26 protein-coding genes, 1 tRNA gene and 2 pseudogenes are annotated in these 26625 nt (G+C 69.7%); 19 read left to right on the forward strand and 10 right to left on the reverse strand.

What is annotated here, in order from left to right; translation table 11 throughout:
- Positions 1–128: 128 nt before the first annotated feature.
- Both DPA01S_RS17285 and DPA01S_RS17570 read right to left on the reverse strand, forming a co-directional pair.
- Complete coding sequence (locus DPA01S_RS17285) at positions 129–947, reverse strand: OLD family protein (RefSeq protein WP_232303070.1); 819 nt, start codon at positions 945–947, stop codon at positions 129–131.
- Between the two features lie 39 nt (positions 948–986).
- A pseudogene (locus DPA01S_RS17570) lies at positions 987–1943 on the reverse strand (AAA family ATPase); the annotation flags it as partial.
- A 151-nt stretch (positions 1944–2094) separates the two neighbouring features.
- Between DPA01S_RS17570 and DPA01S_RS08370 the strand changes: the two are divergent.
- The 3 genes from DPA01S_RS08370 (at position 2095) to DPA01S_RS08380 (ending at position 4426) form a co-directional block, all read left to right on the forward strand.
- Positions 2095–2481, forward strand: coding sequence for a VOC family protein (locus DPA01S_RS08370; protein WP_061915415.1), 387 nt, complete (start codon positions 2095–2097; stop codon positions 2479–2481).
- A gap of 306 nt (positions 2482–2787) precedes the next feature.
- The gene (locus tag DPA01S_RS08375) at positions 2788–3039 is read left to right on the forward strand and encodes a hypothetical protein (RefSeq protein WP_061915418.1); all 252 of its coding nucleotides are present in this window, start codon (positions 2788–2790) and stop codon (positions 3037–3039) included.
- 106 nt (positions 3040–3145) lie between these two features.
- Positions 3146–4426, forward strand: coding sequence for an AAA family ATPase (locus DPA01S_RS08380; RefSeq protein WP_061915423.1), 1281 nt, complete (start codon positions 3146–3148; stop codon positions 4424–4426).
- Here DPA01S_RS08380 and DPA01S_RS17290 read toward each other — a convergent pair whose 3' ends face one another.
- Complete coding sequence (locus DPA01S_RS17290) at positions 4427–5056, reverse strand: Rossmann-fold NAD(P)-binding domain-containing protein (protein WP_232303071.1); 630 nt, start codon at positions 5054–5056, stop codon at positions 4427–4429.
- A 460-nt stretch (positions 5057–5516) separates the two neighbouring features.
- On the opposite strand from DPA01S_RS17290, the gene DPA01S_RS08390 reads away from it, so the two are divergent.
- Both DPA01S_RS08390 and DPA01S_RS08395 read left to right on the forward strand, forming a co-directional pair.
- The gene (locus DPA01S_RS08390) at positions 5517–6167 is read left to right on the forward strand and encodes an antitoxin Xre/MbcA/ParS toxin-binding domain-containing protein (protein ID WP_061229168.1); all 651 of its coding nucleotides are present in this window, start codon (positions 5517–5519) and stop codon (positions 6165–6167) included.
- A 46-nt stretch (positions 6168–6213) separates the two neighbouring features.
- A complete protein-coding gene (locus tag DPA01S_RS08395; protein WP_181366020.1) occupies positions 6214–6801 on the forward strand; it encodes an RES family NAD+ phosphorylase in 588 nt (195 codons plus the stop codon).
- 124 nt (positions 6802–6925) lie between these two features.
- Here DPA01S_RS08395 and DPA01S_RS08400 read toward each other — a convergent pair whose 3' ends face one another.
- Complete coding sequence (locus DPA01S_RS08400; protein WP_061915429.1) at positions 6926–7534, reverse strand: hypothetical protein; 609 nt, start codon at positions 7532–7534, stop codon at positions 6926–6928.
- Positions 7535–7603: 69 nt separating this feature from the next.
- Here DPA01S_RS08400 and DPA01S_RS08405 point away from each other — a divergent pair, with 69 nt between their 5' ends.
- The 3 genes from DPA01S_RS08405 (at position 7604) to DPA01S_RS08415 (ending at position 11833) form a co-directional block, all read left to right on the forward strand.
- A complete protein-coding gene (locus DPA01S_RS08405) occupies positions 7604–8740 on the forward strand; it encodes a plasmid pRiA4b ORF-3 family protein (RefSeq protein WP_232303072.1) in 1137 nt (378 codons plus the stop codon).
- A gap of 280 nt (positions 8741–9020) precedes the next feature.
- Positions 9021–9680, forward strand: coding sequence for an ATP-binding cassette domain-containing protein (locus tag DPA01S_RS08410; protein ID WP_061915431.1), 660 nt, complete (start codon positions 9021–9023; stop codon positions 9678–9680).
- The gene (locus DPA01S_RS08415) at positions 9677–11833 is read left to right on the forward strand and encodes a YhgE/Pip domain-containing protein (protein ID WP_061229164.1); all 2157 of its coding nucleotides are present in this window, start codon (positions 9677–9679) and stop codon (positions 11831–11833) included. Before DPA01S_RS08410 ends, DPA01S_RS08415 begins: the two co-directional genes overlap by 4 nt.
- Before the next feature lie 48 nt (positions 11834–11881).
- Here DPA01S_RS08415 and DPA01S_RS08420 read toward each other — a convergent pair whose 3' ends face one another.
- From DPA01S_RS08420 to DPA01S_RS08430, 3 genes are read right to left on the reverse strand one after another with little or no spacing between them, the layout of a single operon-like run.
- Positions 11882–12799, reverse strand: a complete 918-nt coding sequence (locus DPA01S_RS08420) for a siderophore-interacting protein (protein ID WP_061229163.1) — start codon at positions 12797–12799, stop codon at positions 11882–11884.
- A complete protein-coding gene (locus DPA01S_RS08425) occupies positions 12792–13850 on the reverse strand; it encodes a FecCD family ABC transporter permease (RefSeq protein ID WP_061229162.1) in 1059 nt (352 codons plus the stop codon). The genes DPA01S_RS08420 and DPA01S_RS08425 overlap by 8 nt, the downstream gene beginning before the upstream one ends.
- Entirely contained in the window at positions 13847–14950 is a 1104-nt protein-coding gene (locus DPA01S_RS08430; protein ID WP_232303073.1) for a FecCD family ABC transporter permease, read from the reverse strand. The genes DPA01S_RS08425 and DPA01S_RS08430 overlap by 4 nt, the downstream gene beginning before the upstream one ends.
- A gap of 63 nt (positions 14951–15013) precedes the next feature.
- On the opposite strand from DPA01S_RS08430, the gene DPA01S_RS08435 reads away from it, so the two are divergent.
- From DPA01S_RS08435 to DPA01S_RS08445, 3 genes are read left to right on the forward strand one after another with little or no spacing between them, the layout of a single operon-like run.
- On the forward strand, positions 15014–15949 hold the full coding sequence (locus DPA01S_RS08435) for an ABC transporter substrate-binding protein (protein ID WP_061229161.1): 936 nt from the start codon (positions 15014–15016) through the stop codon (positions 15947–15949).
- Positions 15949–16791 carry an ABC transporter ATP-binding protein gene (locus DPA01S_RS08440; protein WP_061915434.1) on the forward strand — a complete coding sequence of 281 codons (843 nt, stop codon included), beginning with the start codon at positions 15949–15951 and terminating at the stop codon, positions 16789–16791. The genes DPA01S_RS08435 and DPA01S_RS08440 overlap by 1 nt, the downstream gene beginning before the upstream one ends.
- A gap of 48 nt (positions 16792–16839) precedes the next feature.
- Positions 16840–17277, forward strand: a complete 438-nt coding sequence (locus DPA01S_RS08445) for a hypothetical protein (RefSeq protein WP_061229159.1) — start codon at positions 16840–16842, stop codon at positions 17275–17277.
- 45 nt (positions 17278–17322) lie between these two features.
- On the opposite strand, the gene DPA01S_RS08450 is transcribed toward DPA01S_RS08445, so the two are convergent.
- Entirely contained in the window at positions 17323–17940 is a 618-nt protein-coding gene (locus DPA01S_RS08450) for a response regulator transcription factor (protein WP_061229158.1), read from the reverse strand.
- A gap of 128 nt (positions 17941–18068) precedes the next feature.
- Between DPA01S_RS08450 and DPA01S_RS08455 the strand changes: the two genes are divergently transcribed.
- Positions 18069–18347, forward strand: coding sequence for a WhiB family transcriptional regulator (locus DPA01S_RS08455; RefSeq protein WP_061915436.1), 279 nt, complete (start codon positions 18069–18071; stop codon positions 18345–18347).
- 388 nt (positions 18348–18735) lie between these two features.
- Here DPA01S_RS08455 and DPA01S_RS08460 read toward each other — a convergent pair.
- Positions 18736–18808: transfer RNA gene (locus DPA01S_RS08460), tRNA-Gly, on the reverse strand.
- Between the two features lie 280 nt (positions 18809–19088).
- On the opposite strand from DPA01S_RS08460, the gene DPA01S_RS08465 reads away from it, so the two are divergent.
- The 7 genes and pseudogenes from DPA01S_RS08465 to DPA01S_RS08495 all read left to right on the forward strand — a co-directional run bounded on the left by DPA01S_RS08465 (position 19089) and on the right by DPA01S_RS08495 (position 23638).
- On the forward strand, positions 19089–19499 hold the full coding sequence (locus tag DPA01S_RS08465) for a YciI family protein (RefSeq protein ID WP_061915438.1): 411 nt from the start codon (positions 19089–19091) through the stop codon (positions 19497–19499).
- A gap of 51 nt (positions 19500–19550) precedes the next feature.
- Positions 19551–20423: pseudogene (locus DPA01S_RS08470) on the forward strand (RNA polymerase sigma factor); the annotation flags it as partial.
- Between the two features lie 241 nt (positions 20424–20664).
- Complete coding sequence (locus DPA01S_RS08475) at positions 20665–20961, forward strand: DUF3072 domain-containing protein (RefSeq protein WP_061229156.1); 297 nt, start codon at positions 20665–20667, stop codon at positions 20959–20961.
- A gap of 264 nt (positions 20962–21225) precedes the next feature.
- Positions 21226–21597, forward strand: coding sequence for a hypothetical protein (locus DPA01S_RS08480; protein WP_061915443.1), 372 nt, complete (start codon positions 21226–21228; stop codon positions 21595–21597).
- A 125-nt stretch (positions 21598–21722) separates the two neighbouring features.
- A complete protein-coding gene (locus DPA01S_RS08485; RefSeq protein WP_061229154.1) occupies positions 21723–22415 on the forward strand; it encodes a DedA family protein in 693 nt (230 codons plus the stop codon).
- Between the two features lie 162 nt (positions 22416–22577).
- Positions 22578–23003 carry an organic hydroperoxide resistance protein gene (locus DPA01S_RS08490; protein ID WP_061229153.1) on the forward strand — a complete coding sequence of 142 codons (426 nt, stop codon included), beginning with the start codon at positions 22578–22580 and terminating at the stop codon, positions 23001–23003.
- A 119-nt stretch (positions 23004–23122) separates the two neighbouring features.
- A complete protein-coding gene (locus tag DPA01S_RS08495) occupies positions 23123–23638 on the forward strand; it encodes a cupin domain-containing protein (protein ID WP_061229152.1) in 516 nt (171 codons plus the stop codon).
- A gap of 14 nt (positions 23639–23652) precedes the next feature.
- Here DPA01S_RS08495 and DPA01S_RS08500 read toward each other — a convergent pair whose 3' ends face one another.
- Entirely contained in the window at positions 23653–26460 is a 2808-nt protein-coding gene (locus tag DPA01S_RS08500) for an aconitate hydratase (protein WP_061229151.1), read from the reverse strand.
- Positions 26461–26625 lie beyond the last annotated feature (165 nt).

Here is a 26625-nt window from a genome sequence, read left to right on the forward strand (position 1 = left end):
GCTGAATCACTGTCAACTTGTGGAACTCAGGCCTGATTCTGGACCTGGACTACGGGCGTCCTTCTCCGGCGCCCTTCCATATGCGATAAGCACCCGGGAGCAAGCTGGGGTAGGCCACTAGTGCGATCTCAGATGAGGTGCGCAGAAATCAATCGATGGAAGTCATCGAACCCCTCAAGCGGAAGTCTCTCCCTCGCTAAAGCCTCGAGCAAAGCCTGGCCTGATTTCATTTGGGAGACTCGGTTCGCAAACGAGTTTGTAATCGTTTTTGCCCTAACCAAGCCCCAGCGCTCCTTCGGTGAGGCCGACTCCCATATTGTAGTCGCGTCGGTTACTGCCTTCGTCACAGTGTCTTTCGAAACTTGCTCGAGCTTCTCGATGGCCCTCTCTAGTCGCTCGATGGGCCGCTCGCCCCTTGGGCTGGGCCAGTCAAATTCAGTCTCGCGACGTAGACGTCTCTGAGCGAGCTCGGCGATTACGCTCTCCCGCTGGGTGTTAACCAATTCATCGAGAATTTGCCTCAGCAGTGCGACGTTGGCGAATTCGTTTCGAACTAATCTCCGATCAATCATCGCGGCGAGCGAAGCGTCCTCGGACAGGTAAATCCCCTCGATATCGCCGGTTGGCCATATAGCGATACGTGCCGCTATTTCGCTTGGGGGTTGGGGGGCGTCGACGTCTCGATCGACAGCGCCGATCACCGGAATATCGTAGGGGGCGAGTTGGGCGACTTCGCGAAGCGCCTGTGCGCGTCCTCCTGCGCTTCGAATAGAGGCCCGCGCCAATTCTGGGAATTGCAGCGTCAGTAAAGGAGCGTCGTTCTCTCCCTCCACTATGACAAGAAGGTCTGATTGAGTTAGGCTGCTGGCGCGAAATCCGGCCGCCCGGTACAACTCCAAGCGCCCGTCTTCGTCGCTGATTAGGCGCGGAGGTGCATCGTGGCTCATCCGAATAATTGAGGAAGGTGGTATCGCGTCCAAGACGGCTGGGCTATGGGTGGCCACAATTAACTGTCCGGCGTCCCCGACGCCCGTCCGTAGGGCGTGTATTAGACGCTGGCTAAGCAATGGATGTAAATACGCGTCAGGCTCGTCTACCAAGGCGGTCGAATGGCCTTGGCCTGCGCGCAAGACTCGGCTAATAACAACTAGTGCTTGGCGCTCTCCGCTCGATAAATCCCTTACGCCGTGAGTCGCGCCTGACGGGGTAGACACGCGCAGTTCCTCGGGGTGCTTCCGAGTAAGTGGAAGAAGCTCTTTGGGTGAGATTATCGAGTTAACGGCGGCCTGGAATGATTCCCAGTTTATACGAGCTTTCGCAGACTCCTCAGTTTCTCCAGGTTCGTCTGGGAGCGACGCGGCCACACAAAGAGCTCTTGCGAAGCTTTCGAATTCTTGATCATCGAGTCTCCCGTAATTCTGCACGGCGAATCTTGGTTCTGCCGTTTTTTCGAAAGAAACTAGCTCGGCTAATTGGCTTAAGTCGATAGACTTGGAGCCTTCGGGTAGGAGTCTCCGCTCCGCTGGGAGATAGATTAAGTTGAGGCTGGGTGAGGACTTGATAAACTCAGGCGAATTAAACGCTGTATGCAACGCGAAAGACTCGGGGACGGTGGTTCGCCTAAGTCCAGCCGTTGGGTGATGCGTGAACGTAATCATTACCGTTTGGGGAAGACGCGTATGGCTGCCGGTTGAAGCTATTTCAAACCGCTCAAGCGCAGCCCGCTCGCTTTCGCTTAGTCGGATGGAAATTTGCACTTCAGACTTTGCTCCAGCTACCGCCGAAGGGATGTAGCCGGTCCAAGGGGCTAGGAGGCAAGCGAGCAGTTTGCTCTTCCCCGTGCCATTGCTACCTGCTATAGCTACTACCGACGTTTCTGGAAACTCGATCGAACCGTCGGTGACGCCGCCGATTCCTTGGGTGGTTACCGAGGTGATGCGCATAGAAAATCTATATCATCGAGTATCTTAACTGCGTGCGCTTCGCCAGAATCTTCTGCCGCAGAACGCAATGCTCGGCCGGACAACCGAACTTGAGTCGCTCAGCGAGCACCGGGGGCTTGAGCGGAGTCCGCGCCGGTCGTAGCGTAATGCCATGGCTGGCATCAGCGCGCGGCACGTGGTCGTCGCCCTCGACTGTCCCAACGCGCGCGAGCTCGCCGAGTTCTACGCGTCGATGCTCGGCTGGCGGCTACACGACGGCGGGAACCCGGACTGGGTCGACGTCCTGCCGCCAGAAGGCGAGTCGGGCGCGCTCGCGCTCGCCTGCCAGACCGTCCCCGACTTCCGCGCGCCCACCTGGCCAGGCGGCCCGGTCCCTACGCAGGTGCACCTCGACTTCCACGTGAACTCGATCGCGGACGCAGAGCCGACCGCCCTCGCCGCCGGCGCCCGACGGCACGATCACCAGCCCAGCCTCGACGGTCGATTCGTGGTCTACCTCGACCCGGTCGGGCACCCGTTCTGCCTCTGCGAGGCGTGAGACCGCGCGGAGCACACCGCGCGACCCGGCGGCCCGAGCACGCCGCCTGTCCGGGCGATCGCGGGGCTCCACGTCGAGGACCCTCCCAGCATGTCCCGCCTCGGCGCGTGATGCAGCGCGTGGGCGGCGATGACCTTGTCGTCGTCGTGCCGCGGTCTTTCCCCGTCACCACACGGTGACCCCTCGCTTATCTGGCAACCCTCCGCAGCCGCGCGGCGCTCCGGAAACCCGTAGCGCTACGGGTACCCGGGGCCGGTCGGCGCCGAGGCACTGGGTCGTGGAAGGACCAGCCACCAGGAGGGCACCATGACCAGCAGAATTCGACGGGCACTGGCGGGGGGGCTACTGGCCGCGGCCACCGCCACCGGCATCGCTCTGGCCGGAGCGGGAACGGCCAACGCCTACATGCCGCCCGAGCCGACCCACCAGGGGACCGAGGGCGAGCGGGCCTACTACCAGGGCGGCGGCGACCCCACCATCCACCGCTTCACCTGGACCGGCGGCGCGTGGCGCTACGACGGATGCGTCGGCGTCGGCTACTACGAACAAGTGCGGTAATCGCCACTCCCGCCGCCTGTCCTGGGGTTCACTGTCACCGAGGGGTCCGCCGCGTCGGGTCAGCGATGACGGAGAACCCCGGGGCAGGGGCAGGGGCAGGGGAGCGATGCAGGGCCGGACAACTGAACTCGAGTGGCTCACCGAGCAGCTGGAGGCGGGTGGCTCCGGCCCGCCGCGGCTGACGCTCGTCAAGGGCCCGCTCGGCTCCGGCAAAACGGCCCTGCTGTTCAGCGCGCTCGCCGAGCTCGACCGGCCGACGCTCTTCCTGCGCGGAGACCCCTACCCGGACACCGAGACCCCCCTCGCGGCCGCGCGACAACTGGTGGAGCGGCTGTTCGACCAAGACCTCGAGCGCGTCGTGGCCGACCATTCCCCGGCCGCCATCCACCGACAGTGCTGCCGGTTCCTCGAGGCGAGCCCCCGACTGCTCATCATCGACGACGCACAGTGGATCGACCCCGCCTCCCTGCGGCTCTTCGCCGCCGTCCTCCCGCACGCCGCCGACACCGTCCTGGCCTACCGGACCGGGATGACACCCACATCCCTCATCGACGCCGCGCGGCGGGTGGGCGCGACCATCGAGCACCTCACCGTGGGACCACTCGACGACGACGAGGTCGCCGCCCTCGCCGCCGACCTCGATCCCCGGCAACGCCGGACCGTCGTGGAATCCGCCGCCGGCAGTCCGCTGTTCGCCCGCACGCTGATCGGCGCCTTTCGGCGGAACCCGCACGCCACCACGCTCGAGCATGTGTTGCACGAGGGGGCCGGGGCGGGCGGTGACGCGTTGAGCTCGGTGGTCGGCGCGGACCTGGCCCGGCTCGACCCGGGCGCCCGGCTCACCCTCACCGCGATCGCCGTGCTGGGCAGCGCCGACCCCGCGCAGCTGGAGGCGGTGGCCGGCGTCGCTGACGTGGGCCGGCACCTGGGCGTGTTGCGCGACTGGGGTCTCATCTCGACGTGGGCGGCTGAGCCCCTCCACCCGCTCGTGCGGTTCACCGCCTACTCGCGCGCGTCCGCCGCCGAGCGCGCCGCGCTGCACCGCGCGGCCGCCGCTCTGCCCGGCCAGGACGCGTTCGCCCGGGCCGGCCACCTGGCCTCGCTCGGGCCCGCGGCCACCGCGGAGAAGATCAGCGTGATCCTCGACGCCGCCGAGCGCGCCGCCGACTCCGACCCGCAGGTGGTGGAGCGATGGCTCGCGGGGGTCGGGGGCGCGGCGGCGGTTTCCGGTGGCGCGGCGCCTGCGGCGGCCGGGCACCCCGGCTCGGGCTCCTCCGGTATGGCGCCTGCGGCGGCGGGGCACCTCGGTCGGCGGTGCGATCTGGTCCGCGCGCGGGCGCAGGTGATCATGGGCCAGCCGGACAGGGCGATCGAGGCGCTGCGGTGACTACACGATCGGGGCGAGCTCCTCGCGGACCCAGCTGCGCAGGCGGGTCGGTGTGGTGGTGACGATCGAGCGGGCCTGCTCGGGTACGAAGTCGTCGCGTAGGCCGGTCGACATGCCCAGGAGTGCGTCCGCCCAGGCCGGCGGCATGCCCGCGCCGAGGTACTGCTCGCGCATCTGCTCGTCGGTGATGCGCTCGACGCCGACCTCGCGACCCAGCTCCGCCGTGAGGATTCTCGCGACCTGGTCCCACGACAGGTCCTCGGGGCCGTGGACGGCCTGCACGCGCCGCCCGCGCCACCCGGTGTTGAGCAGGGTGAGCGTCGCGACCTCCGCGATGTCCCGCGGGGCGACCCAGCTCATTTGCGCGTCGAGGGGAAGCACGGTCTGGAGCCGGCCGGCCCGGAGTGATTCCACCTCGAACAGCAGGTTGGTGAAGAAGTAGCCGCAGCGCAGGTGGGTGACGGCCGCGTCGGACTGGTCGAGGGCGACTTCTGTTTCCGCGAGGCCGTCGATCTCGCCCGCGCCGTGGCGCTTCTCCGCCCCGACGCTGCTCTGGAAGACGACCCGGCCGATCCCGTTCGTCTCGACCGCCGCGACGACGGACTCGGTCGCGCGGCGATAGTCATCCACGGCTCCGGGGACTCGGCGGGTGGGTCGACCCAGTAGAGGGCGCCGACGTCGGCCGTCGCGGCGATGACCTGGTCGGGGTCGCGGGAGTCGGCCCGCCTCGGCTCGGCGTGCTCGGCGAGCTCGGCGGGGATCTGGTCCGGGTGGCGGGTGAGCAGGACCGGCCTGACCCCGGCGCGGATGAGCATCCGCGTCAGGTGGCGGCCCACGTTGCCCTGGGGGGTCGTGACGGCGATCTTCATGGGGTCCCTTCTGCCGGGCGCGTTCTCTTGCGCGGGTTGGCGCGTGCAGGTTGCTGCGTGCGGTTTCCACGCTAGGGGCGGAAGCGGTCGGATTCGGTCCGGATTGCGGGCAGTTGCGGGCTTCCGTCGCCCTCGAGGAGGTACCTGGAACCGCGGTCTCCGAGAAGTCCCGCCCGCGGCCACCTACGGGTAAACTTCCATAGCACTGGAAGAAGGACGGAATGATGGCAGCAACGCTCGAAGGCGCGGAGGACACCGCCCGGTCAGCGGCCGAGACGCTTGCGGCCACGATCGAGGCAGGGGTCTCGGAGGATCGGCGTCAGACCGACGAGTTCATCACCGAGCTCACCGATTTCGCGTTGGAACTGCTCCACTCGTGGCCGTCTACAGCGCCGAGAGTTCACATCGACGGTCTGTTGTCCCTACTCATCCGTGCGCGGACTGCACATGAACAAGACGACGCCGACGACCTGCTCGTCGCCCTCGTCGGGATGCGGACTGTCCTGTCGCGGATACAGCGTCAGAAGCGCCTCGCCCGGATCGAAGATCCGCAAGAAGCGCTCGCGCTCCTCGACACCTCTCTGGATGGGTGGAGTGCTGACGACATCGCGCGGGTTGTAGGAGCACAGTCGCGGGTCCTGGCCAACTGGCGGGCCGGAGCGGTGCCGCGTAGAGCCGCGCTCGAGCGGTTGCAGATGGTGGCCGAGCTCGTGGTGGAGTTGCGGACGGCCATGACGGCTCGCGGGGTCCGAATGTGGTTCGACAACCCGGTGCCGCAGCTCGACGGACGGTCACCGCTCGAGGTGCTCGAGGAGGGCGACCTCCGGGCGCAGGCAGAGCTTCTGGAATTCGCGCGCGGTGGCCTCCGTTAGGAAGGCGCCCCCGCGGATACACGTGGAACGGGCCGCGTTTCGCCAGGTGGGGCACGCGCAGCCACCGCTCTGGCACGACGCCGGCCTCGGCGGCGTGCCCGTGCAGTCGAGCGGTCGCTGGCATCGGAGAGGCGAGGGCTACGCCCAGTACCTGGCGTTGTCGCCCGCGGGGGCGTGGGCGGAGCTGGTCCGCTACTTCGCCCTGCGGACTCCAGAGGCGGTAGTCGAGCAGCGACGATCGCTGTGGCAGGCGTACGTGGTTCTGGACGACGTCGCCGACCTGTCGACGTTCGACGACTGGACGGCGTGCGGTCTGGACCCCGAGGTGGCGGTAGCCGATGACCACGCCGAGTGTCAGAAATTGGCGGCATGGCTGCAGGGTGAGCGCTACCGTGGGGTGCTCGCGCCGTCAGCGGCACTACCCGGCAGCGTCAATCTCACCGTGTTCGGGGGCCGCTATGAGCAGCTGGCCGCTGATGACCCGAGCGCCGTGCGAGGACGTGATCCTGACCGATGGCTGCGCGTGGCGCTGGCGGCGGAGGGGGCCCACCCTCCGAAAGAGCTGGTGACACGGACCCGGTACCGAGGCCAACCGCATGGCGGATACGAAGACTGGGCAGCTGGCACGGGGTAACTGTGCGGGGACGGGTGTGACCACTCGCGGGCCGGAGGGGGGCGCAGCGGCGGCGTCGTCGCAGCAGGACCCGCTCCAGCCGGCGGGAGCGGGCCCGACCGGGCAGTGGAGGCGCTCGTCGTCGTCATCGCTTCCGCGCTGGCACGTGCTCAACCTCGACGGACAGCGGCCGCCACGAGAGCCCCGGGATCGAGCGCAGGGGAGCGAACGGGTCGGCAGCGCGCTGCCAGGCGACCGCCAGGTCGTCTCCGATGAGGTCGGCATCGGCGGGATGGGCGCGCGTGGCGAGCTGCCGCAGGCACTGGACGTCGGTGAGCTTGACGGTGACCGTCCACGTGAACGTGCCCCGGTCGGGGGCCTCAGGCGTCACCGCGCTGGCGACCTCGAGAACGGTGAAAGCGCCTCCCTCGAGGAGCTCCTCCAGCCCATCCGTGGGCCAGAGCAGCCAGGGCAGCTGTTCCAACGGCGGAAGGGCGGGATCGGGTCCCGCCTCCTCGCTCGCGGGATCCTCGATCACCTCGCCGGAGAACGCGTCGACTACCACGGTGTCCTCCTGGTACCGCGTCAGTTCGGCTGTCACCGCCGCCGGGTCGTCAACGGACACCGCCGCGGTGACAGTGCAGGACCACGTCTCGCGGTTCCTCCCGCGACGGGGACGCGCAGGCGAGGACTGCGGCGCGGGCTCGGGTTCGGGTTCGGGTAGGTCGAAGAGGCCGGGTTCGACGTTGTCCATGGCGGGTGAGCCTACTTCTCCGGCCCGGGATGCCCCAGTACGGCGCTCGAGTCTCGTATCGTCGATGAGGTGACGCCCTCGACAGACCGCCCGTACGGACCAGGCGACCTCTCCGCAGATGAACTGAAACAGGCCATTCTCGACGCGCTCGCGAGCGCGGGGGTCCCGCAGACCGAGCTGATGGCCTCGCTGGCAGCCGGGGCGGACTACCAGTCGCCGTGGGAACGCCCGGCCGTCAACCGCCGCCACCCGAGGCGCGAGACACCGGTGACGTACCGCGTCAAGGTCGAGTTGCTGGACTCGTCCCCGCCCATCTGGCGGCGCCTGGACCTGCGCAGCGACCTCATGCTGCCGCGCCTGCACCTGATCCTGCAGGAGGCCATGGGCTGGACGAACAGCCACCTGCACGAGTTCATCCATTCGTCGTCGCGCCAGGACCGCGACGCCGAGCACTTCGGCTCCATGGACTACCCCGACGCCGGCGAGATGGGCGAGCTCGACGAGGCCGACGTGCGGCTGGACGAGCTGGCCCACAGCGTGGGCGACAAGTTCCTGTACTGGTACGACTTCGGTGACAGTTGGTGGCACCGCGTCACCGTGGAAAAGGTCCTGGAACATGGCGACGACGACGAGATTCCGGATGCAACCGTGGTGGCCGGTCGCCGGGCATGCCCGCCGGAGGACTGCGGGGGGATCTGGTCCTACAACGAGTGGATCGCCGGGGACGCCGACCCGGACGGCTGGGACCCGCACACACTCGAGTTCTGGGCGGGGTGGGATGCGGAAGCGTTCGACCTCGACGATGCCCAACAGCGAGTGGCCCGGGTCGCGGAGATGCCCGCCACCCTCCGGGAAATCCAGCTGGAGGAGGCCGAGAAGCTGCAGATCCTGCTCGAGCGGATCGGGGAGGGCGTCAAACTCACCGCGGCCGGGTACCTGCCGCCGGCGATGGTCGAGCAACTGATGGTCGACACCGGCTGGCACCGCCAGTGGATCGGGAAGAACAACCGCGAGGACCTCACGTTCCCGATCTGGCAGCTGCGGGACTGGGCCCGGGCGCTGGGGCTGGTGCGCAAGTACAAGGGCGAGCTACGGCCCACCCGCCGGGGCGCGGCGCTGAAGAACGACCGCGAGGCTCTCGCCGACCTCATCGCCCGCAGCATCCCGCACGACCGGCTCTACGGCACACCGCTCGACTGGTTCTGATGTGCCGGAACGCGACCCGCCCGTATGGGGGGCGTGGCCGGCTGCCATGCGGTGGGATCGGCAGCGGTGTATAAAGTGGAGTCTAGTCCGCTTTGGAGATCGCCGCGTACGCAACGAAGCGCGCGGCCGCGGCCACCGGTCGCTCCCGCCAACAATGAAGACCTCACCCACCCGGGACGTCACCATGACCACTGCACGCGAGAATCCCGACAACGCTGAGCCCCCCGACAACGCTGAGCCCGCCGAAAGCGCTGAGCCACCTGAAGTCCCGGAACCAGCGGTGCGCGCTCGCGGCCTCGGGCTGGTGGGCGACCACGGCCGGGTCTTCGGCCCCGTGGATCTGGATATCGACCGCGGTGGAATCACCGTCCTACGCGGCCACCCCGGCAACGGCCGCACATGCCTCCTGCTCACCCTGGCCGGTCGAATGGCACCCACCGAGGGGCGGCTCGAGGTGCTCGGTCACACCGGCAGTCGCGAGATCTTCACCCGGTCGGCGATCGCCGGATTCTCGGGCATCGACGAGCTGGACCCGGCGGTCACGGTCCGCACGGTCGTGGCGGAGCAGCGCGCGTGGATGAGCCCGTGGTGGCGCCCGCGTGGCCGCACCGGCCCAGCCCAACTCGAAGAGCTCCTCGGCCCGGTGTACGGGGACCTCCGCCTGCCCGGGCTGCGCACCTACATCGGAGACCTCACCGAACTGGATCGCCTGCTGCTGCGCATAGCGCTGGCCCGCTACGAGGGCACGCCGATACTCGTAGTGGACGACATCGAACAGGTCCGCGTTCCCGCGGAACGCGCACGAGCGCTGCAGCGCCTGGCCGAGATCGCCGACGCCGACCAGAGCACCGTCATCCTGTCTTCCGTGGACTCCCTGCCCGCGGGCTCGCCCGAGCACCACATGGTCACCGTCCCCGCCACCAAGGAAGGCCTCGCATGATCTCCGGACTGTCCATCGGCAGTGAGCTCAAACGCTTCGGCCGCGGACGGCTACCGCGAGTGGCGATAGTCGTGCTGGTGCTCATGCCCCTGCTCTACAGCGCCCTGTACCTCGCCGCCTTCTGGGACCCGTTCGGCCGGACCTCCCAGTTGCCGGTCGCGTTGGTCAACGACGACACCGGGACGCAGGTCGACGGCGAACCACTACGCGCCGGCGACCAGGTGGTGGACGAACTCCTGCAGAACGACCAGCTCGACTGGCGACTGGTCGACGCCGCCGAGGCCGAAGCCGGACTGTCCGATCACCACTACAACTTCGTGGTTCGCCTGACCCCGGAGTTCAGCGAATCCGTCGCCTCACCCACCGGGGACGACCCGCGGCAGGCCGCGATCACCGTCACCTACGACCAATCCGGCAACTACCTGTCCAGCCTCATCGGACGCAGCGCCACAGCCGAACTGCACAACGCGGTGGGCTCGGCCATCTCAGCGCAGGCCGTCGACAAAGTCCTCGTGGGTGTGCAGGATGCCGGCGCCGGGCTGCGCGAGGCCGCCGACGGTGCCGCGCAGCTCGACGACGGCGCGGGCACACTCGACGACGGCATCACCGAGCTGAGCGAAAAGTCCGCCGAACTGGACGCCGGCGCCCGCACCCTCGACCAGGGCGCCGCCACGCTCGCGGACGGCAACCACCAGCTGGCCACCAAGATCCACGAGGCCCGCTCCGGAGTCGACCAGCTGGCCGGCGGGATCGGCACTGCCGCCGACGGCGCGACGCAGCTCAACGAGGGCGTCCAGCGCCTCGACGGCGGAGTGCAGCGGCTCGGGAACGGGGCCGCGCAGGTCAGCGGCGGAGTCGACCAGCTCGCCGGTGTCCTGGATCAGCTCTCGCAGGCACAGAACGCCGCGATCGCCCCGCTGCGGCAGGCCGCCGCGCAGATGAGGCAGGTCGAGGCCACCACCGGCCTGGCCACCGCTCCGGGGTCCGCGGGATCGGGGAGCTCCGCGGGATCGGCCGGGGTACCGGTCTCCGTGCAGTTGGAGACCCTGGCCGACCAACTCGAATCGCAGGGCCTCGGCGCCGGCTCGTCGCAACTGTCGGACCTGCACCGGCTGCGCGACGGCGCCCGCGAGTTGTCGTCGGCACTCAACGACCCCTCCGGCGAGTTCCTCACCGGGATCAACGCCCTGGGCGCCGGCGCGGCGCAACTCGACAACGGACTGCAACGACTCGACACGGGCGCCACCACCCTCGTCGACGGCGTGCGCCAGCTCGACGAGGGCGCCGCACGCTTGGACGAGGGCGCGGCCACCCTGGCCGCGGGCACCGGCGACCTCACCGACGGCACCGGCCGCCTCGTCGACGGCACCAGCCGGCTCGCCGACGGCTCACACACCCTCAAAGACGGCACCGGCCGGTTGTCGAGCGAACTGGCCGCCGGCGCCGACCGGGTCCCGCAGTGGAGTGACCAGCACCGCGAGGACATGGCGCGCACGATCGGAGACCCGATCACACTCACGTCGATATATGACAACCCGGCGGAGACGTTCGGCTACGGGTTCGCCCCGTTCTTCGTGCCGCTGGCACTGTTCGTGGGCGGGATCATGATCTGGCTGCTGCTCACGCCACTCCAGCCGCGCGCCGTGGCCACACGGTTGCACCCGCTGCGGGTCGTGATGGCCTCGCTGCAGCCGGCGCTGCTGTTGGCGCTCGGGCAGGCGGTGGTGATTCTGCTGGTGCTGCGCTTCGGTCTGGGCATGACGCCGGTTCACCCGATGGGCGCACTGGCCATCATGGCGCTGTCGGCGGTGGCGTTCATCTCACTCATCCAGATGCTCAACGTGGTGTTCGGCCCGTCGGTCGGCAGAGTGCTGTCCATGGCACTGCTGATGCTGCAGCTGACCTCGGCGGACGGCATCTATCCGACCGCGGTCGAGCCCGCGTTCTTCCGCTGGATCCACCCGTTCAACCCCATGACCTACACCGTGCAGGGGCTACGGCAGACCATCATGGGCGGCAGCCCCTCGCAGATGTGGATTCCGGTGTTGGTTCTGACGTTGGTGACGGTGGGTGCGATCGGCATCAGTACATGGGCGGCGCATCGCAATCGTGTGTGGACGCTGGAGCGGTTGCACCCGCCGGTGGCCATGTAGCGCGGAGTTACTCCTCCGTCGTGATGAACTGGGCGAGCGACTCGGGGCCTATAGCGGCCCGCCGAGGCGCCAGTAGCCGGTGAACTGGACGCGGTCGGGCTCCTGGCCGCGGGCGAGGAGATGCCGGCGGACGGCCGTGACCATCCCGGACTCGCCGGCCACCCACGCGAACCCGGCGGGGAGCTCGACCGCGGCCATCGCGTTGATGAGCTCATCCGCCGAGCCGGGCGCCGCCGCCACCACCCGAACCCGGACGCGGTCGGCGTCGGCGGGGGAGACCGCGGGCAGAACCGTGCGGGGGAGGGCGGACGGGTCAGGCACCGCGGCCAGCACGTCGAGCGCCAACGTCGGCGGTCGCTCCTCGATCAGCCGGGCCAGCGCGGGCAGGGCGGTGGCGTCCCCCACGGCCAGCATCCGGTCCACCGCGGGAAGGGCCCGGCACACCCGCGGGCCGACGATCGTCAGCGCGTCACCCGGCCGGACCGACTCGAGCCAGCGCACGCCCGCGCCCGAGGCGTGGCGGACCAGGTCCACGGCGAGGGCGCCGTCTCGCAAGGACCGCACGGTGTACTCCCGCACCAGCGCGGCGCTGCCCGGTGGGTGGCCCAGCCCGCCACCCGGCGCGGGAACGGGGAGGGTGACCTCGCCCGTCACGGGATCGGGCAGGCAGAAGACCACGACGTCGTCGAAGGACGGGCTGCGCACGGCGGGCACGAGGCCGGTGTCGCCGGCCGCGGCGGAGGCGGTGGCGCATGCGGAGCTGGCGGCGGCGAACTCCCCGAGCTCGTCGCCCTCGAGCGTCACGCGCACCAGCTCGGGAGCGAGGGGTTCGACGGCGCGTACTCGGACCCGCCGCAGCGCGGTCGGCTGCCAGCTCTCCGCCCGGTGGGGGTTGCGCGGGCGCGGGGTCTCGCGGTCGGACGGGCGCCGTGCGGGTTTCTCGGACATGCCGGTCTGGTCAACCACGGCGACCCTCCCGCCACAACAGACCCAGGAAGAACAGCCCGCCGAGCACCACCGTCACCACGCCCACCGGTAGCGGCTGGGCGAACGCGTGCTGAGCCACGAGGTCGGAAGCCAGCAGCAGCACCCCGCCCAGCAGTGCCGCCGGCAGGACCCGATCACTGCGGGTGAGCAGCCGCGACAGGTGCGGAGCCACCAACGCCACGAACGAGATCGGCCCGGCCGTCGCCACGGCCGCCCCGGCCAGGACCGTGGCCGCCGCCAACAGGACCAGCCGCGTGGAGCGCAGTCGCACGCCCAGGGCCACCGCGACGTCGTCGCCGAGCGCCAGCGCGCGCATGGCCCGGGACCGACTCGCGATGACCACCGCGGCCACGAGCAGCACCCACGCCAGCGGCCAGAGCTCGGACCAGCCGCGACCCTGCAGCGAGCCGGTGAGCCAGATCTGGGCGGTCACGGCGCTGGCCACGAACCCCCTGGAGAGCAGGTGCGCCACGTACGCCATCGCCAGGGCGCCCAGGGCCACGCCGAGCAGGACCAGGCGGGCGCCGCTGAGCCCGCGCCACCACGTCAGGGCCAGGATGAACCCGGTGGTGAGCGCCGCGCCCGCGAGTGCGCCCGTGGCGACCTGCGCGATCCCGCCGCCCAGCACGAGGATCACCGTCGCCCCGCCCGCCGACGCGCCCTGGGTGATGCCGATGATGTCCGGGCTGGCCAGCGGATTGCGGGTGAGCGCGCAGAACAGCGCGCCCGACGTCGCCAGAGCCGCGCCCACCGCCAGCGCGACCAGCGCCCGGGGCAGGCGGCGTTCGTGGATGAAGAAGTTGGTGGTGCGGTCGGGTGCGTCGCCGAGCAGGGTCGCCACCGCGTCGGGGACCGAGATGATGAACTCGCCGATCACCAGCGAGGCGGCCACGAGTATGACGACGACGACGGCGAGGATCGCAGTGACCCACGCAGTGCGCAGGTGCAGCCGCACCGAGAATCGGCCGGCGGCGAGGAGGCGTTCGTCGCTGGGCAGGGCTGTTGCGGGGCGCGGTGCGGTTATCGTCATGCGACACCCACCCGTCGGCCCGCGGCCAGGTACGCCACCAGCAGCGGCGCGCCGATGAACGCCATGACCACGCCCGCCGGGGTCTCCGAGCCGCTCGCGATCACGCGGCCGACCACGTCGGCCACCAGCAGCAACGCCGGGGCCACCACAATGGACAGCGGCACCACCCGGATCAGGCTCGGGCCGACGAGACCGCGGACGAGGTGGGGCACGACCAGTCCCACGAAGCTGATGGGGCCGGCCAGCGCCGTGGCGGTCCCGGCGAGCAGTGCGACGGCGACGAGCGACCACACCCGCACCCACCCGGGGCGCACGCCCAGCGCCACCGCCGAGTCGTCGCCCAGGGCGAGCGCGTCCAGGCCGCGCAGGAGCAGCAGGGCGATCACCGCGCCCGCGACGACGAGCGGGATCACGCCGGTGACCTCGTCGATCGACCGCGCAGTGAGCGAGCCGACTTGCCAGAAGCTGTACGCCTGCAGGACGGTCTCGTCCAGCACGACGAACGTTTGGCTGAGACCGGACAGCACCGCTGCCAGCGCGACGCCGGCCAGGGTGAGCCGAACAGGGGAGGACGCCGCGAGCGCCGAGGTGCTGAGCAGGAGGATGATCGCGGACGCCACACCGGCGCCGGCCAGTGCGAACCACACCGTGGAGGCCAGGCCGAGGCCGCCGGTGAGCGTCGCTCCGGCGACCACCCCCAGCGCGGCGCCGGCATTGACGCCGAGGATTCCCGGGTCGGCGATCGGATTGCGGGTCATTGCCTGCATGAGCGCCCCGGACGCGCCGAGCGCCGCACCGCACACCAGCCCGAGCACGGTCCGGTTGGCCCGCAGTTCGCCGACGATCCCCACCACGCTCTGCGTGCCCTGGCCGAGCAGCGCACCCACCACCTCGGCGGGCGGGATCGGGCGGGCACCGATAGCGAGGCTGGCCACGACCGCGGCCGCCAGGGCCAGGACGGCCACGATCAGTCCGGGGAACAACCCGGCTCCGCGGCGGGGCTGCTGGCCAGCGCTTGCTGCCGGGGCGGCTGCCCGGTCGGCGGCCGGCACCGCGGGCCGTGCGTCGGCGTCGGAGTCGGGGAGAGGTCGTGGGGCCACGGTGGAACCCTAGACCAGACTCATTGTTAGGTGAGCCTTGCCTGTGTGGTTTGATCTGTAGTCATGACCAGAATCTCACGCCGGCGCCGCTCGGTGCCCGCCCTGATCGCCATGGCCCTCGCCTCTGCGGTGGCTCTGTCCGCGTGCTCCGGCAGCAGCGACACCGCCGAGGCACCTTCGGACGAGGCCTATACCGTCACCCACGCGATGGGCGAGACCGTGATCGACGGGACGCCCGAGAGGGTCGTCGTCCTCGACTCTCCGCACCTCGACGCGCTCGTCGCGCTCGGCCACACGCCCGTCGGGATCACCGAGTCCGGCGCCGGCTCCGGCGCCCCGCCGTACCTCGGTGACGTGGACGCCGAGATCGTGGGCCTGACCTCCGAGCCCGACATCGACGCGATCGCCGCCCTTGCCCCTGACCTCATCATCGGCGCCAAGGTCCGCCACGAGGCCATCTACGACGAGCTCTCCGGCATCGCCCCCACCGTGTACTCCGAGAACTCCGGCACCGACTGGCAGGAGCAGGCGCGGATCACCGCCGCCGCCGTCGGTGAGGACGAGGAGATGGAGCAGCTCATCGACGACCTCGACACCCACATCGCCGAGGTCGGCGAGCAGGTGGGCGCCGAGGGCACCACGCTGTCGATCGTCCGGTTCCGCCCGGACAACTTCCGCCTCTACGGACCCGAGACGTTCTCCGGCTCGATCCTGTCCCAGATGGGCTTCGACCTGGGCGAGCGCGAGTGGAACGAGTACTCCATGGCCGAGCTCTCCCCGGAGCTGTACGAGCAGATCACCGGCGACGTCGTGTTCTTCACCAACCCCGGCGGCGACCCGTCGGCGACGACCATGGCGACCGTGACCGGGCTCTGGGGCGACCTGCCCGCCGTGAAGTCCGGCCAGACCTACGAGGTCGAGGACGAGACCTGGATGGTCGGCATCGGCGTCCTGGGCGCCGGCGAGATCCTCGACGACGTCCAGGAGATCCTGGGCTGATGCGCCCCACCTCCCTCGACCGTGATGCCCGCGCCGGCGCCCAGCTCGAGCGCGGGCGCGGGCTCACGGTGGAGGGGGCGCGGCTCGCGTACGAACGGCGCGTCGTGGCCACCGACCTCGACCTGGAACTGCCCGAGGATGCGTTCACGGTGATCGTCGGCCCCAACGCCTGCGGCAAGTCCACGCTGCTCAACGCCCTGGCTCGCGTGATCGCTCCCGGCGAGGGACGGATCCTGCTGGACGGACACGATCTGCACCGGCTGCGGACCAAGGCGGTCGCCCGCCGGATCGGGCTCCTGCCGCAGGGCGCCGTCACTCCGGAGGGGATCCGGGTCGACGACCTGGTGGCGCGTGGCCGGCACCCGCACCACAGCCCACTACGCCAGTGGAGCCGCGCCGACGACACCGCCGTGACCGCCGCGATGGCCTCCACCGGGGTGTCCGATCTGGCGACCCGGTTCGTCGACGAACTCTCCGGCGGCCAGCGCCAACGCGTGTGGGTCGCCATGCTGCTGGCCCAGGAGACGCCCATCCTCCTGCTGGATGAGCCCACCACCTACCTCGACATCGCGCACCAGTACGACCTGCTGGACCTGCTCCGAGACCAGCACGAGAGCGGTCGCGCGGTGATCGCCGTGCTCCACGATCTCAACCAGGCCGCCCGCTACGCGACGCACCTGGTCGTGATGAAGGACGGCCGCGTGGTGGCCACCGGCGCCCCGGCCGAGGTCCTCACCGCCGAGCTGGTGGAGCAGGTTTTCGGGCTCCCGTGCCTGATCGCCGCCGACCCGGTGACGGGAACGCCCACCGTGGTGCCGCTCGATCGGCGCAGGCGGAGCTGATCGCACCGCTACGCTGACCGGACCTCATCCGCTCACCCTGGGAGATTCATGTCCGCACTGCGCACGTCCATGGCTGCTGTCGGTGCCGCGATCGCGGCAGGCGTTGCGGGAAGTCTGATCGGCGCGGCGCCCGCCACCGCACAGCCGGCCGCCCCGCCGATCCCGCGGGGTATGCCGCAGGTGGTGACCGATGTGCTCGGCCCCCGGGACCCCGGGTTCTGGAACCCGGCGGTGAACGGCACCCGCGTCCTCACCCCGGTCGAGCCTGGTGTCGAGGTGGCGTGCGCGACGGGCTTCGAGCCGGTGATCTCGTGCTCGACGCTCGACATGCGCGACTTCACGCCGCAACGCAGCCTGGGGTTCATCGACGTGCCCACGCTCGGAGGGCCCGCACTGCGGATGTGGTTCGACTATCCGCGGTGGGGCGACGGCTCGACCGGGGACGTGAACCGGCGGGTGATCGAGTGGTGGGAAAGCAGGAACTGACGTCACCGACGGCGACTGACCCGCCGCAGACAGTCGTACCCGGCCCTACCGGTCGGGCTTGAGGCCGTTCTCGATGCCCCACGCGACCGCCTGCGCGCGCGTGGCCACGTCCATCTTCCGGTACGCCGAGCGCACGTAGGTTTTCACCGTGTTGAGCGAGAGGTAGCACTGCTCGGCGATCTGCTCGTTGGACAGCCCCTGCACGATCAGGCTGACCACCTCGGCTTCTCGGTGTGAGAGGCCGGCCTCCTTGGCGGGCCACTTGTCGGGACCCATGATCGGCAGGCCCGCTCCCGTCAGGGTGACGCGCTTGCCGGCGGCGATCTGCTCGATGCCACTCACCAGCTCGGGAGCGGTCAGGGACTTGGACAGGAACCCGTGGGCGCCCGCGTCGAGGCTGTCGCGCACCGCGGCCGGGTCAGAGGTGAACGAGTAGACGGCGACCGCCGCGATGGTCGGATCCTGCAGGAGCTTCTCGAGGCGGTCGTCCTTGCCCAGGGACGAGGCGAAGGAGTCGTATAGGGCCACGTCCACGGTGGCCGATCCGCTGGAGACCAGGTCCTTCTCCACCATCTCGATCCGGTCGGAGTAGGGGGCGAGAAAGGCGTTGACGCCGGCGACGACGACGAGGTAGTCATTGACCACTGTGACCTTGATCGGCATCCGCAGATCTTAGCAACGGGCTCTGAACGGCCACGCCCTGCTAATACACCCCTAGGGGTGAAGTGTGCCCGGGTGGACCCGGGAGACAATTCGACGTTGATCTTCCGCCATCTGCGACAGGAGCACGAGTGCCACGGTTCAGGAATCTGAAACCCACATCGGAGTTCTGGGCCTGGAGGGACGACGGAGCGTGCGTCGGCGACCCCGATCTCTTCTACAGTGCCGAGGACGAGCCGAAGGGCGTGCGTCGTCGCAAGGAGAAGGCGGCCAAGGAGATCTGCGCCCGCTGCCCGGTCCTCGAAACGTGCCGCAAGTTCGCGATCGAGGCGGGCGAGCTCTACGGCGTCTGGGGCGGGATTACCGAACTCGACCGGCACAAGCTGGCCGGGCGGCAGCGGACCGGCTGAGGCTCCCGCCCCCCCGCCCCAGTGGAGTGACCGTCGCGCGCTACGACGGCATGCGCCTGAAAAGCCCCGGATCGGTGCGGCGATGGTGCGCTGATTATCGCGCCGGATCAGGCCCGACAACTGATAACCAGATGAGCGCTGGGCCCACGATCCGCGCCAGGCGCGTCGATAGGTCGCACCTGCTTACGTTGTCCCAGGACGGGTCATGGAGAAGTCAGTGTCTGTGACCACTCGACGAACAGCGGGCGCCGGACGGGCAAGGGCTCGCGCATCTGGCGCGCGGGCGCCGAATCTCGTGTGCACGGCCCCCACACATCGGGCGCGCGGACCCCGCTGACGAAGAATGTCCCGGGCCATCGACGAACGATGATCCGGGACATTCACTCTGAGCGGATGACGAGATTCGAACTCGCGACCCTCACCTTGGCAAGGTGATGCGCTACCAGCTGCGCCACATCCGCATTGCATTCCGGCCCGCCGGGGCGTTCCGTGCTGCGAGAAAGAACAATAGCGCACGCCGTGAAGCGGTTGTACGCGGGGTCCCCGAGCGCGTCGGACGGGGTCCTCGAGCGCGTCGGACGGGGTCCCCGAGCGCGCCGGACGGGTTCACGATGGCGCCGATCGCGGTCCCGACCACGGCTGCGCTGCGCCCGCACCGCCCCGGATGTCGAAATCCGGCGGACGGTTCCGTCCCCCTCGTGAAGCGACCACACTCGGTCGCACAGCGTGAGGAGGACCATCATGGCCAAGTACCTGTTGCTCAAGCACTATCGCGGCTCGGCGCCGGAGGCGCCCACCTATCCACCGCTGGGCGAGTGGGCGCCCGAGGAGGTCTCCGCGCACTTCGAGTACATGGAGGATTTCGCCAACCGGCTTCGTGAGAGCGGGGAGTACGTGGACTCCCACGCACTGTCGGAGTCGGGGACGTGGGTGCGGTACGACGGCGAGGGCAAGCCCCCGCTGACCGACGGCCCCTTCGCCGAGACCAAGGACCTCATCGCCGGCTGGATGATCATCGACGTGGCCGACTACGACCGTGCGGTCGAGCTGGCCGGCGAGCTGTCCGCGGCACCCGGCCCCGGCGGCGCGCCGATCCGGGAGTGGCTCGAACTGCGGCCCCTGCTCGCGGCGCCCACGGAGATGGAGGACTGACCGATCGTGGCCGGGCACGATGCCGTGGCTGGGCCCGGCTCACCGTCCGGCCTGGACCTGCGGGCGCTCATCCCGCAGGTGATCGGCGTCCTCGTCCGCCGCGGAGCCGACTTCGCCGCGGCCGAGGACGCCGTGCAGGATGCCCTCGTCGAGTCCCTGCGCAGCTGGCCCGCCGACCCGCCACGCGATCCCCGGGCCTGGCTGATCGCCGTGGCGTGGCGCAGGTTCCTCGACGCGGCCAGGTCGGAGTCGGCCCGTCGGCGCCGCGAGGGCCTGGCGACGGCGGAGCAGGCGGTGACCTCGTCGTCGTCCTCTCCGCTCGTCCCACGCGACCGGGGTGACCGGAGTGACCGGGGCGGTGCGGGTAACCCGTGCGGCCAGGTCGATCGGCCCGACCGCGACGACACCCTCTGGCTCTACTTCCTGTGCGCGCACCCGGCGCTGCCGATGCCGTCGGCGATCGCGCTGACCCTGCGCGCGGTCGGCGGCCTGACGACGCGGCAGATCGCGCGGGCGTTCCTCGTCCCCGAGGCGACCATGGCGCAGCGCATCAGCCGCGCCAAGCGCACGCTGGCCGGCCAGCGGCTCGACCGGCCCGGCGACGTCGCGACCGTCCTGCGCGTGCTCTACCTGGTGTTCAACGAGGGCTACACCGGTGAGGTCGACCTGGCCGCCGAGGCACTGCGCCTGACCCGGCAACTGTCGGCGGCGATCGACCACCCCGAGGTGCGTGGGCTGCTGGCGCTGATGATGCTGCACCACGCGCGCCGGGCGGCGCGGTTCGGGGGCGACGACGACGAGCTCATCCCCCTCGCCGAGCAGGACAGACGCCTGTGGGACGCGGATGCCATCGCGCAAGGGACCGCGATCCTGCAGGCGGCGCTCGCGCGCGATCAGCTGGGGGAGTACCAGGCGCAGGCCGCGGCGCTGGGTGGGCGACGGTCAGCGGGGCCCCTCCGGCCGCCGGCGTAGCCGCACACACTCTGGCGTCTGCGCGCAGCCGCTCCTGCGGATGGCGTCTCGCTCCCGGGGATGTGCGCGAATTCCGCAGCCGCCTCTGGCCATGGCGTCTGGCCTGCGCTTCGGGGCGCGCGAGACGCCATGGCCAGAGGCGGCTGTGCAGCGCTCGGTGGTCCGCTCATCCGGCCCGGCGTAGCGTGCGGGCATGACCGATTCCCAGCAGATCCCGAGCAGCGACAACGGACAGCGGAGCGGAGATTCCAGCGGCGAGACCCTCGGTGCGCCGGTCCCCGAGGGGCGGGCGGCCGGCGGTGGGTCGCTGCAGCGTGACCCCGACGACTGGGTCACCGGCGACGAGCCCATGACCGAGGCGCAGAAGAGCTACCTGGACACCCTGGCCCGCGAGGCCGGCGAGGAGCTCCCCGCGACGTTGACCAAGGCGGAGGCGTCCGAGCACATCGACCGCCTGCAGAAGGGCAACCCGCGCACCGACCGGGCGTAGGCGTCCCGCTCCGTGCAGCGCCACGCGCGGATGGCACCGACGCGGTGCTTTGAGGATCCGCGAGTGCGCGAAGGCTAATGCGGCTAACATTGTTGGTGGCCGTCAGGTGTGGACTCCTTGGCGGCGTCTACGTGAAGAGGATGCGAGGGGCCGGGCCCGCACGAGTCGCCCGGGTCACGCAAGTGGGTCTCGCCCACGGACTGAACAGGTTGTAAAATTCCGCTCAGAAGGCGGGTGGTCGCGATGACTGTTCAGAATCGGGTGATGTCGCAGAAGGCCGTGTCGGGAGATCGCGCGGAGCGTGCACTGCGAGAGCTCGACGACCCGCTGTTCGCCGACCTCGTCGTCAAGGAACTGCGTCGGCGCAGCTCGTTCACCGGCGTCGCCGGGCGAGATCCTCATCCGGCGGGGCGTCCTGTCAAACTCGACCACTTCGACCCGCGCCGCGCAGACGACATCGTCGCCGTGGTCAACCGGATGCTCGACGCCGGGCACGCCCCGGAGGCCGCCACCGTGTGGTGGACCACGCCGACCAGCTCGCTGCCCGGGCGGCGCGCGCCCATGGACCTACTGGGTCAGGACCACGCCGCGCTCCGCGAACTGGCCGCGGCCTACGTCACCGGCGCGGAAGTCTGACCACGACTTCTGTTGACGGCGGGGAGGTCTGACCGCGCCCGACCGGATCGTGATGCCGCAGGCCCGGGGGTGAGCTCGGCCGCGCGCGGCCGCTCCGACGTACCGCCGCGCCCTAGACTCCCCACATGATGGTTCTCGCCGCGTCGCCTCCGACCGACCCCTCCGCGGGGTACGACGGGTTCATCGGCTGGATCCTCTCACTCATGGAGACCCTCGGCGAGCTCGGCGTCGGTATCGCGATCCTGCTGGAGACCTTCCTGCCGCCCATCCCGTCCGAGGCCGTCCTTCCCGGCGCCGGCTTCCTGGCCTACGACGGCCGGATGAGCTTCTGGCTGGCCTGGGTGGCGGCGACCGCGGGTGCGCTGCTCGGCGCGTGGATCTGGTACGTCGTGGGCGCGGCGCTCGGCCGGGACCGCACCCGCCGCCTCGTCGGCCGGATCCCGCTGCTGGACCACGACGACTTCGACAAGTCGGAGGCGTTCTTCCAGAAATGGGGCGGCGTCGCCGTACTGGTGGGGCGCTGCGTCCCCCTCGTGCGGTCGTTCATCTCCATCCCCGCGGGCATCGAACGGATGCCGTTCGCGCACTTCAGTGCCTACACGCTCCTCGGGTCCGGCGTGTGGAACGCCATCTGGATCGGCGCCGGATACCTCTTCGGCCCCGCCATCAAGCCCGCGCTCGAGCAGTGGAGCGGCATGCTGTCCAACGCCGTGCTGGCGGTGATCGCGATAGCCTTCGTGTGGTTCGTGGTCAAGCGCGTGCGCCGACTCTCGCGGACGGCGATCGCCGAGAAGAAGTCGGTCGGTAGCGACCACTGAGCCGTGACCGCGCGTGGGCCGGACCGGGTGTCGTCCATCCGGCCCGGACGGCGCTCCGAATCCCCCGTGGTCGCCGGAACCACCGACGCGGCCCCTGACGCCACCCGCGGACGCGGCGTACGTTGGGCCACGCCCGCACCACACGACCTGAGGAGATCGCCCATGTCCGATGCGCTCTACACCGTCGAGGCCCTGTCGACCGGCGGCGGCCGCGACGGCCACGTGGCCACCGCCGACAAGGCCGTGGACCTGACCATGGCCCCGCCCGAGGAGCTCGGTGGCTCCGGCGAAGGCAACAACCCCGAGCAGCTGTTCGCCGCCGGATACGCCGCCTGCTTCCACTCCGCCCTGCAGAGCGCGGCCAGGCAGAAGAAGGTCAAGATCGACGGCTCGTCCGTCGGCGCACGGATCTCATTGGTGCGCTCGGGCGAGGAGAGCATCGACCTGGCCGTGCAGCTCGAGGTGATCATCCCCGGCCTCGAGGCAGAGCAGGCCGACGAGCTGGCCACACTCGCCCACCAGATGTGCCCCTACTCGCGCGCCGTCGAGGGCAACATCGAGGTCAACGTCTCGGTCGGCGAGGACTGAGCGCCACCTTCTCGCGGGGGCGTGTCAACAAAAGCCTGTTCTCAGCAACGGCGCTGCGCTAGCGTTGCTCGCACGGTCGGCGTCGTCCAGTCGATCCGGGAAGTCACGGGGGACCTTCCATGCGGAGCACATCGATCAGACGCGGCATCATCCTTCTGGTCGGCTCGATCGCCCTGGCTAGCTCAGCGTGCAGCACCGGCGGGGCCGGGTCCGCAGACGAATCGGCGATCGCGCCCCCGCCGCCGCCCGCATCGCAGATCGCCGGCACGCAGCCGGTCCTCGCGGTCGACATCGTGCAGGGCCTCCAGGAACAGCCCGTCGAGGTGAAGGTCCACGGCGACCGGGGCGTGTCGGTGACGTTCCGCGAGATCACGATCGCCGCCGGTACCGGCACGGGGAGGCACTGCCATCACGGTCAGCTCATCGCCGTGGTCAAACAGGGCGAAATCACCCACCACTCCGACACCTTCCCCGGAGGTACACGCACCTTCCGGGCGGGGGACTCGGTCGTCGAAGGCGCCGGTTACCCGCATGAAGTGCGGAACCAGGGCACCGAGGACGTCGTCCTCATGGTGACGTACGTGACCCCGGTCGGGAAGCCACTCATCGAGGAAGACCTCTCCCAGTGTGAATGACGGTGGGACAGCGGTCAGAGCATCTGCCGCAGCATGTACAGCAGGATGCCGCCGTGCTGGTAGTACGTCTCCTCCGCCGGGGTGTCGATGCGGACCTTTGCGGTGAACTCGATCGCGTCGTCGCCCTCGCCCGCGCGGACCGTGACCTCGCCCGGAACAGAATCCTGGCCGTCGAGTCCGGTGATGGAGAAGACCTCATCGCCCTTCACCCCGAGGCTCGAAGCGGACTCGCCCTCGGGGAACTGCAGGGGCAGCACGCCCATACCGATGAGGTTCGACCGGTGGATCCGCTCGAACGATTCCGCGATCACGGCTCTGACCCCGAGCAGCTTCGTGCCCTTGGCCGCCCAGTCGCGCGATGAGCCGGAGCCGTATTCGGCGCCGGCGATGACGACCAACGGCACGCCGTCCTCGGCGTAGCGGATCGACGCATCGTAGATGCTGGTCTGCTCGCCGCTGGGGAAGTGGGTCGTGACGCCGCCCTCGGTGCCGGGCGCCAGTTGGTTGCGCAGCCGCACGTTGGCGAAGGTGCCGCGGATCATCACCTCGTGGTTGCCGCGCCGCGACCCGTACGAGTTGAAGTCCGCCGGCTCGACGCCCTGCTCCTGCAGGTACTTCCCGGCGGGCGAGGAGGCCTTGATGGCACCGGCCGGGGAGATGTGGTCGGTCGTCACCGAGTCGCCGAGAAGAGCCAACACGCGGGCGCCGGTGATGTCCCCGATGGGCTCCGGCTCCGCGGACATGCCGTCGAAGTACGGTGGCCGCCGGATGTAGGTGGAGTCCTCGTTCCAGTCGAACTTGTCGCCCTCCGGCACGCTCATCCCGCGCCAGTTCTCGTCGCCCGTGAAGACGTCGGCATAGCCCTTGGTGAACATGTCGGCCTCGAGGTTGGCGTCGACGACCTCCTTGATCTCGGCCGAACTCGGCCAGATGTCGCGGAGGTAGACCGGCTCGCCGTCGGAGCCGGTCCCCAGCGGATCCTCGAGCAGGTTCTTGCGCATGGTCCCGGCGAGGGCATAGGCGATGACCAGCGGCGGGGACGCCAGGAAGTTCATCCTGACCTCGGGGTGGATGCGTCCCTCGAAATTGCGGTTACCGGACAGGACCGCCGCGACGTTGAGGTCCTTGTCATTGACCGCCTCACTGACGGCCGGCGTCAGCGGCCCCGAGTTGCCGATGCACGTCGTACAGCCGTACCCGACCAGGTCGAAGCCCAGCTGCTCCAGGTACGGGGTGAGGCCGGCCCGCGCGTAGTAGTCGGTCACCACGCGGGAGCCGGGGGCCAGGGTCGTCTTGACCCACGGTTTGGGCGCGAGTCCCTTCTCGACCGCCTTCTTGGCGAGCAGTGCCGCGCCGATCATCACCGAGGGGTTGGACGTGTTGGTGCACGAGGTGATCGCCGCGATGACGACGTCCGCGTGGTCGACGATCACCGGGGAGTCGCCGCCCAGCACGACCTCCGCCGGGTCGCTGGGCCAGCCGAGCTTGGCGTTGGCGGTCAGCTGCTCCTCGGAGTAGCGGCGCGGCGGCTCATCCGTCGCCGTATCGGGATTGAAGGCGATCGGGTCGCTGGCCGGAAAGGTGTCCTCCGCGGCGTCGTCCACGCTGCCGGGCCGCCCCCCGGACCGTTCCTTCTCCTCCGCGAGGTTGCCGAGGACCACGGCCGGCGCGTCGCCCAGCTCGATACGGTCCTGCGGGCGCCGGGGACCCGCGATCGACGGCTCGACGCTCGCAAGGTCGAGCTCGATGACCTGGGTGTACTCGGCCGGATTGTCCGGGTCGTGCCAGAGCCCCTGCTCCTTGGCGTAGACCTCGACCAACTCGATCTGCTCCTGAGACCGGCCGGTCAGCCGCAGGTAGTCGAGCGTCTCCGAGTCGATCGGGAAGATCGCACACGTCGCCCCGTACTCCGGGCTCATGTTGCCGAGCGTGGCCCGGTTGGCCAGCGGCACGCTGGAGACGCCGGGTCCGAAGAACTCGACGAACTTGCCGACCACGCCGGTCTTGCGCAGCAACTCCGCGACGTGGAGGACCAGGTCCGTCGCGGTCGTGCCCTCCCGCAGTTCACCGGTCAGCTTCAGGCCGATGACCTCCGGGATGAGCATGCTCATCGGCTGGCCGAGCAGAGCTGCCTCGGCCTCGATGCCGCCGACGCCCCACCCCAGCACGCCGAGGCCGTTGACCATCGGTGTGTGTGAGTCGGTGCCCACCAGCGTGTCCGGGTAGGCCTGCCTCATGCCCTCGGTGCCCTCGCGGGTGAAGACGACCCGGGACAGGTACTCGAGGTTGACCTGGTGGCAGATTCCCGTGTTCGGAGGGACCACGAGGAAGTCAGCGAACGACTCCTGCGCCCACCGCAGGAGCTGGTAACGCTCCCGGTTCCGTCCGAACTCGAGGTCGGCGTTGACCTGGAAGGCGTCCGGACGGCCGAACACGTCGGCGATGATCGAGTGGTCGATCACCAGCTCACCGGGGATCAGTGGGTTGATCTTCTTGGCGTCCCCGCCCAGATCGGTGATCGCGTCGCGCATCGCGACCAGGTCGACGACGCACGGCACCCCGGTGAAGTCCTGCATCAGGACGCGGGCGGGCGTGTACTGGATCTCCCGATCCACCTGGTTACGGGGATTCCACTGCCGGAGCGCCTCGACCTGCTCGGCCGTCACCACGCGACCGTCCTCGTTGCGCAGGAGATTCTCCAGCAGGATCTTCAGGCTGTAGGGGAGTGTTACCTCGGTGGAGACCCGGTCGAGTCGGTAGATCTCGTAGTCGACGCCTCCGACTGCCAGCGCGTCTCGCGAATTGAAACTGTCGACACTCATGATCGGCCCCTTCCTTGTGTGGCGCCGATGGAGCCGTGCGAGTGAGGGGCTCACCGGCGTTGAGCCCGACCCTACCCCTGTCGATGAGAAGTTATAAGCGGTCACGCGTTCCGCGGAGCGGGCCGAGAACCGCGGTCGCGAAGTCGGTCCCGAACGGCCTTCGCG

Source organism: Dietzia papillomatosis NBRC 105045, from assembly GCF_001570845.1.
Classification (GTDB): Bacteria; Actinomycetota; Actinomycetes; order Mycobacteriales; family Mycobacteriaceae; genus Dietzia; species Dietzia cinnamea.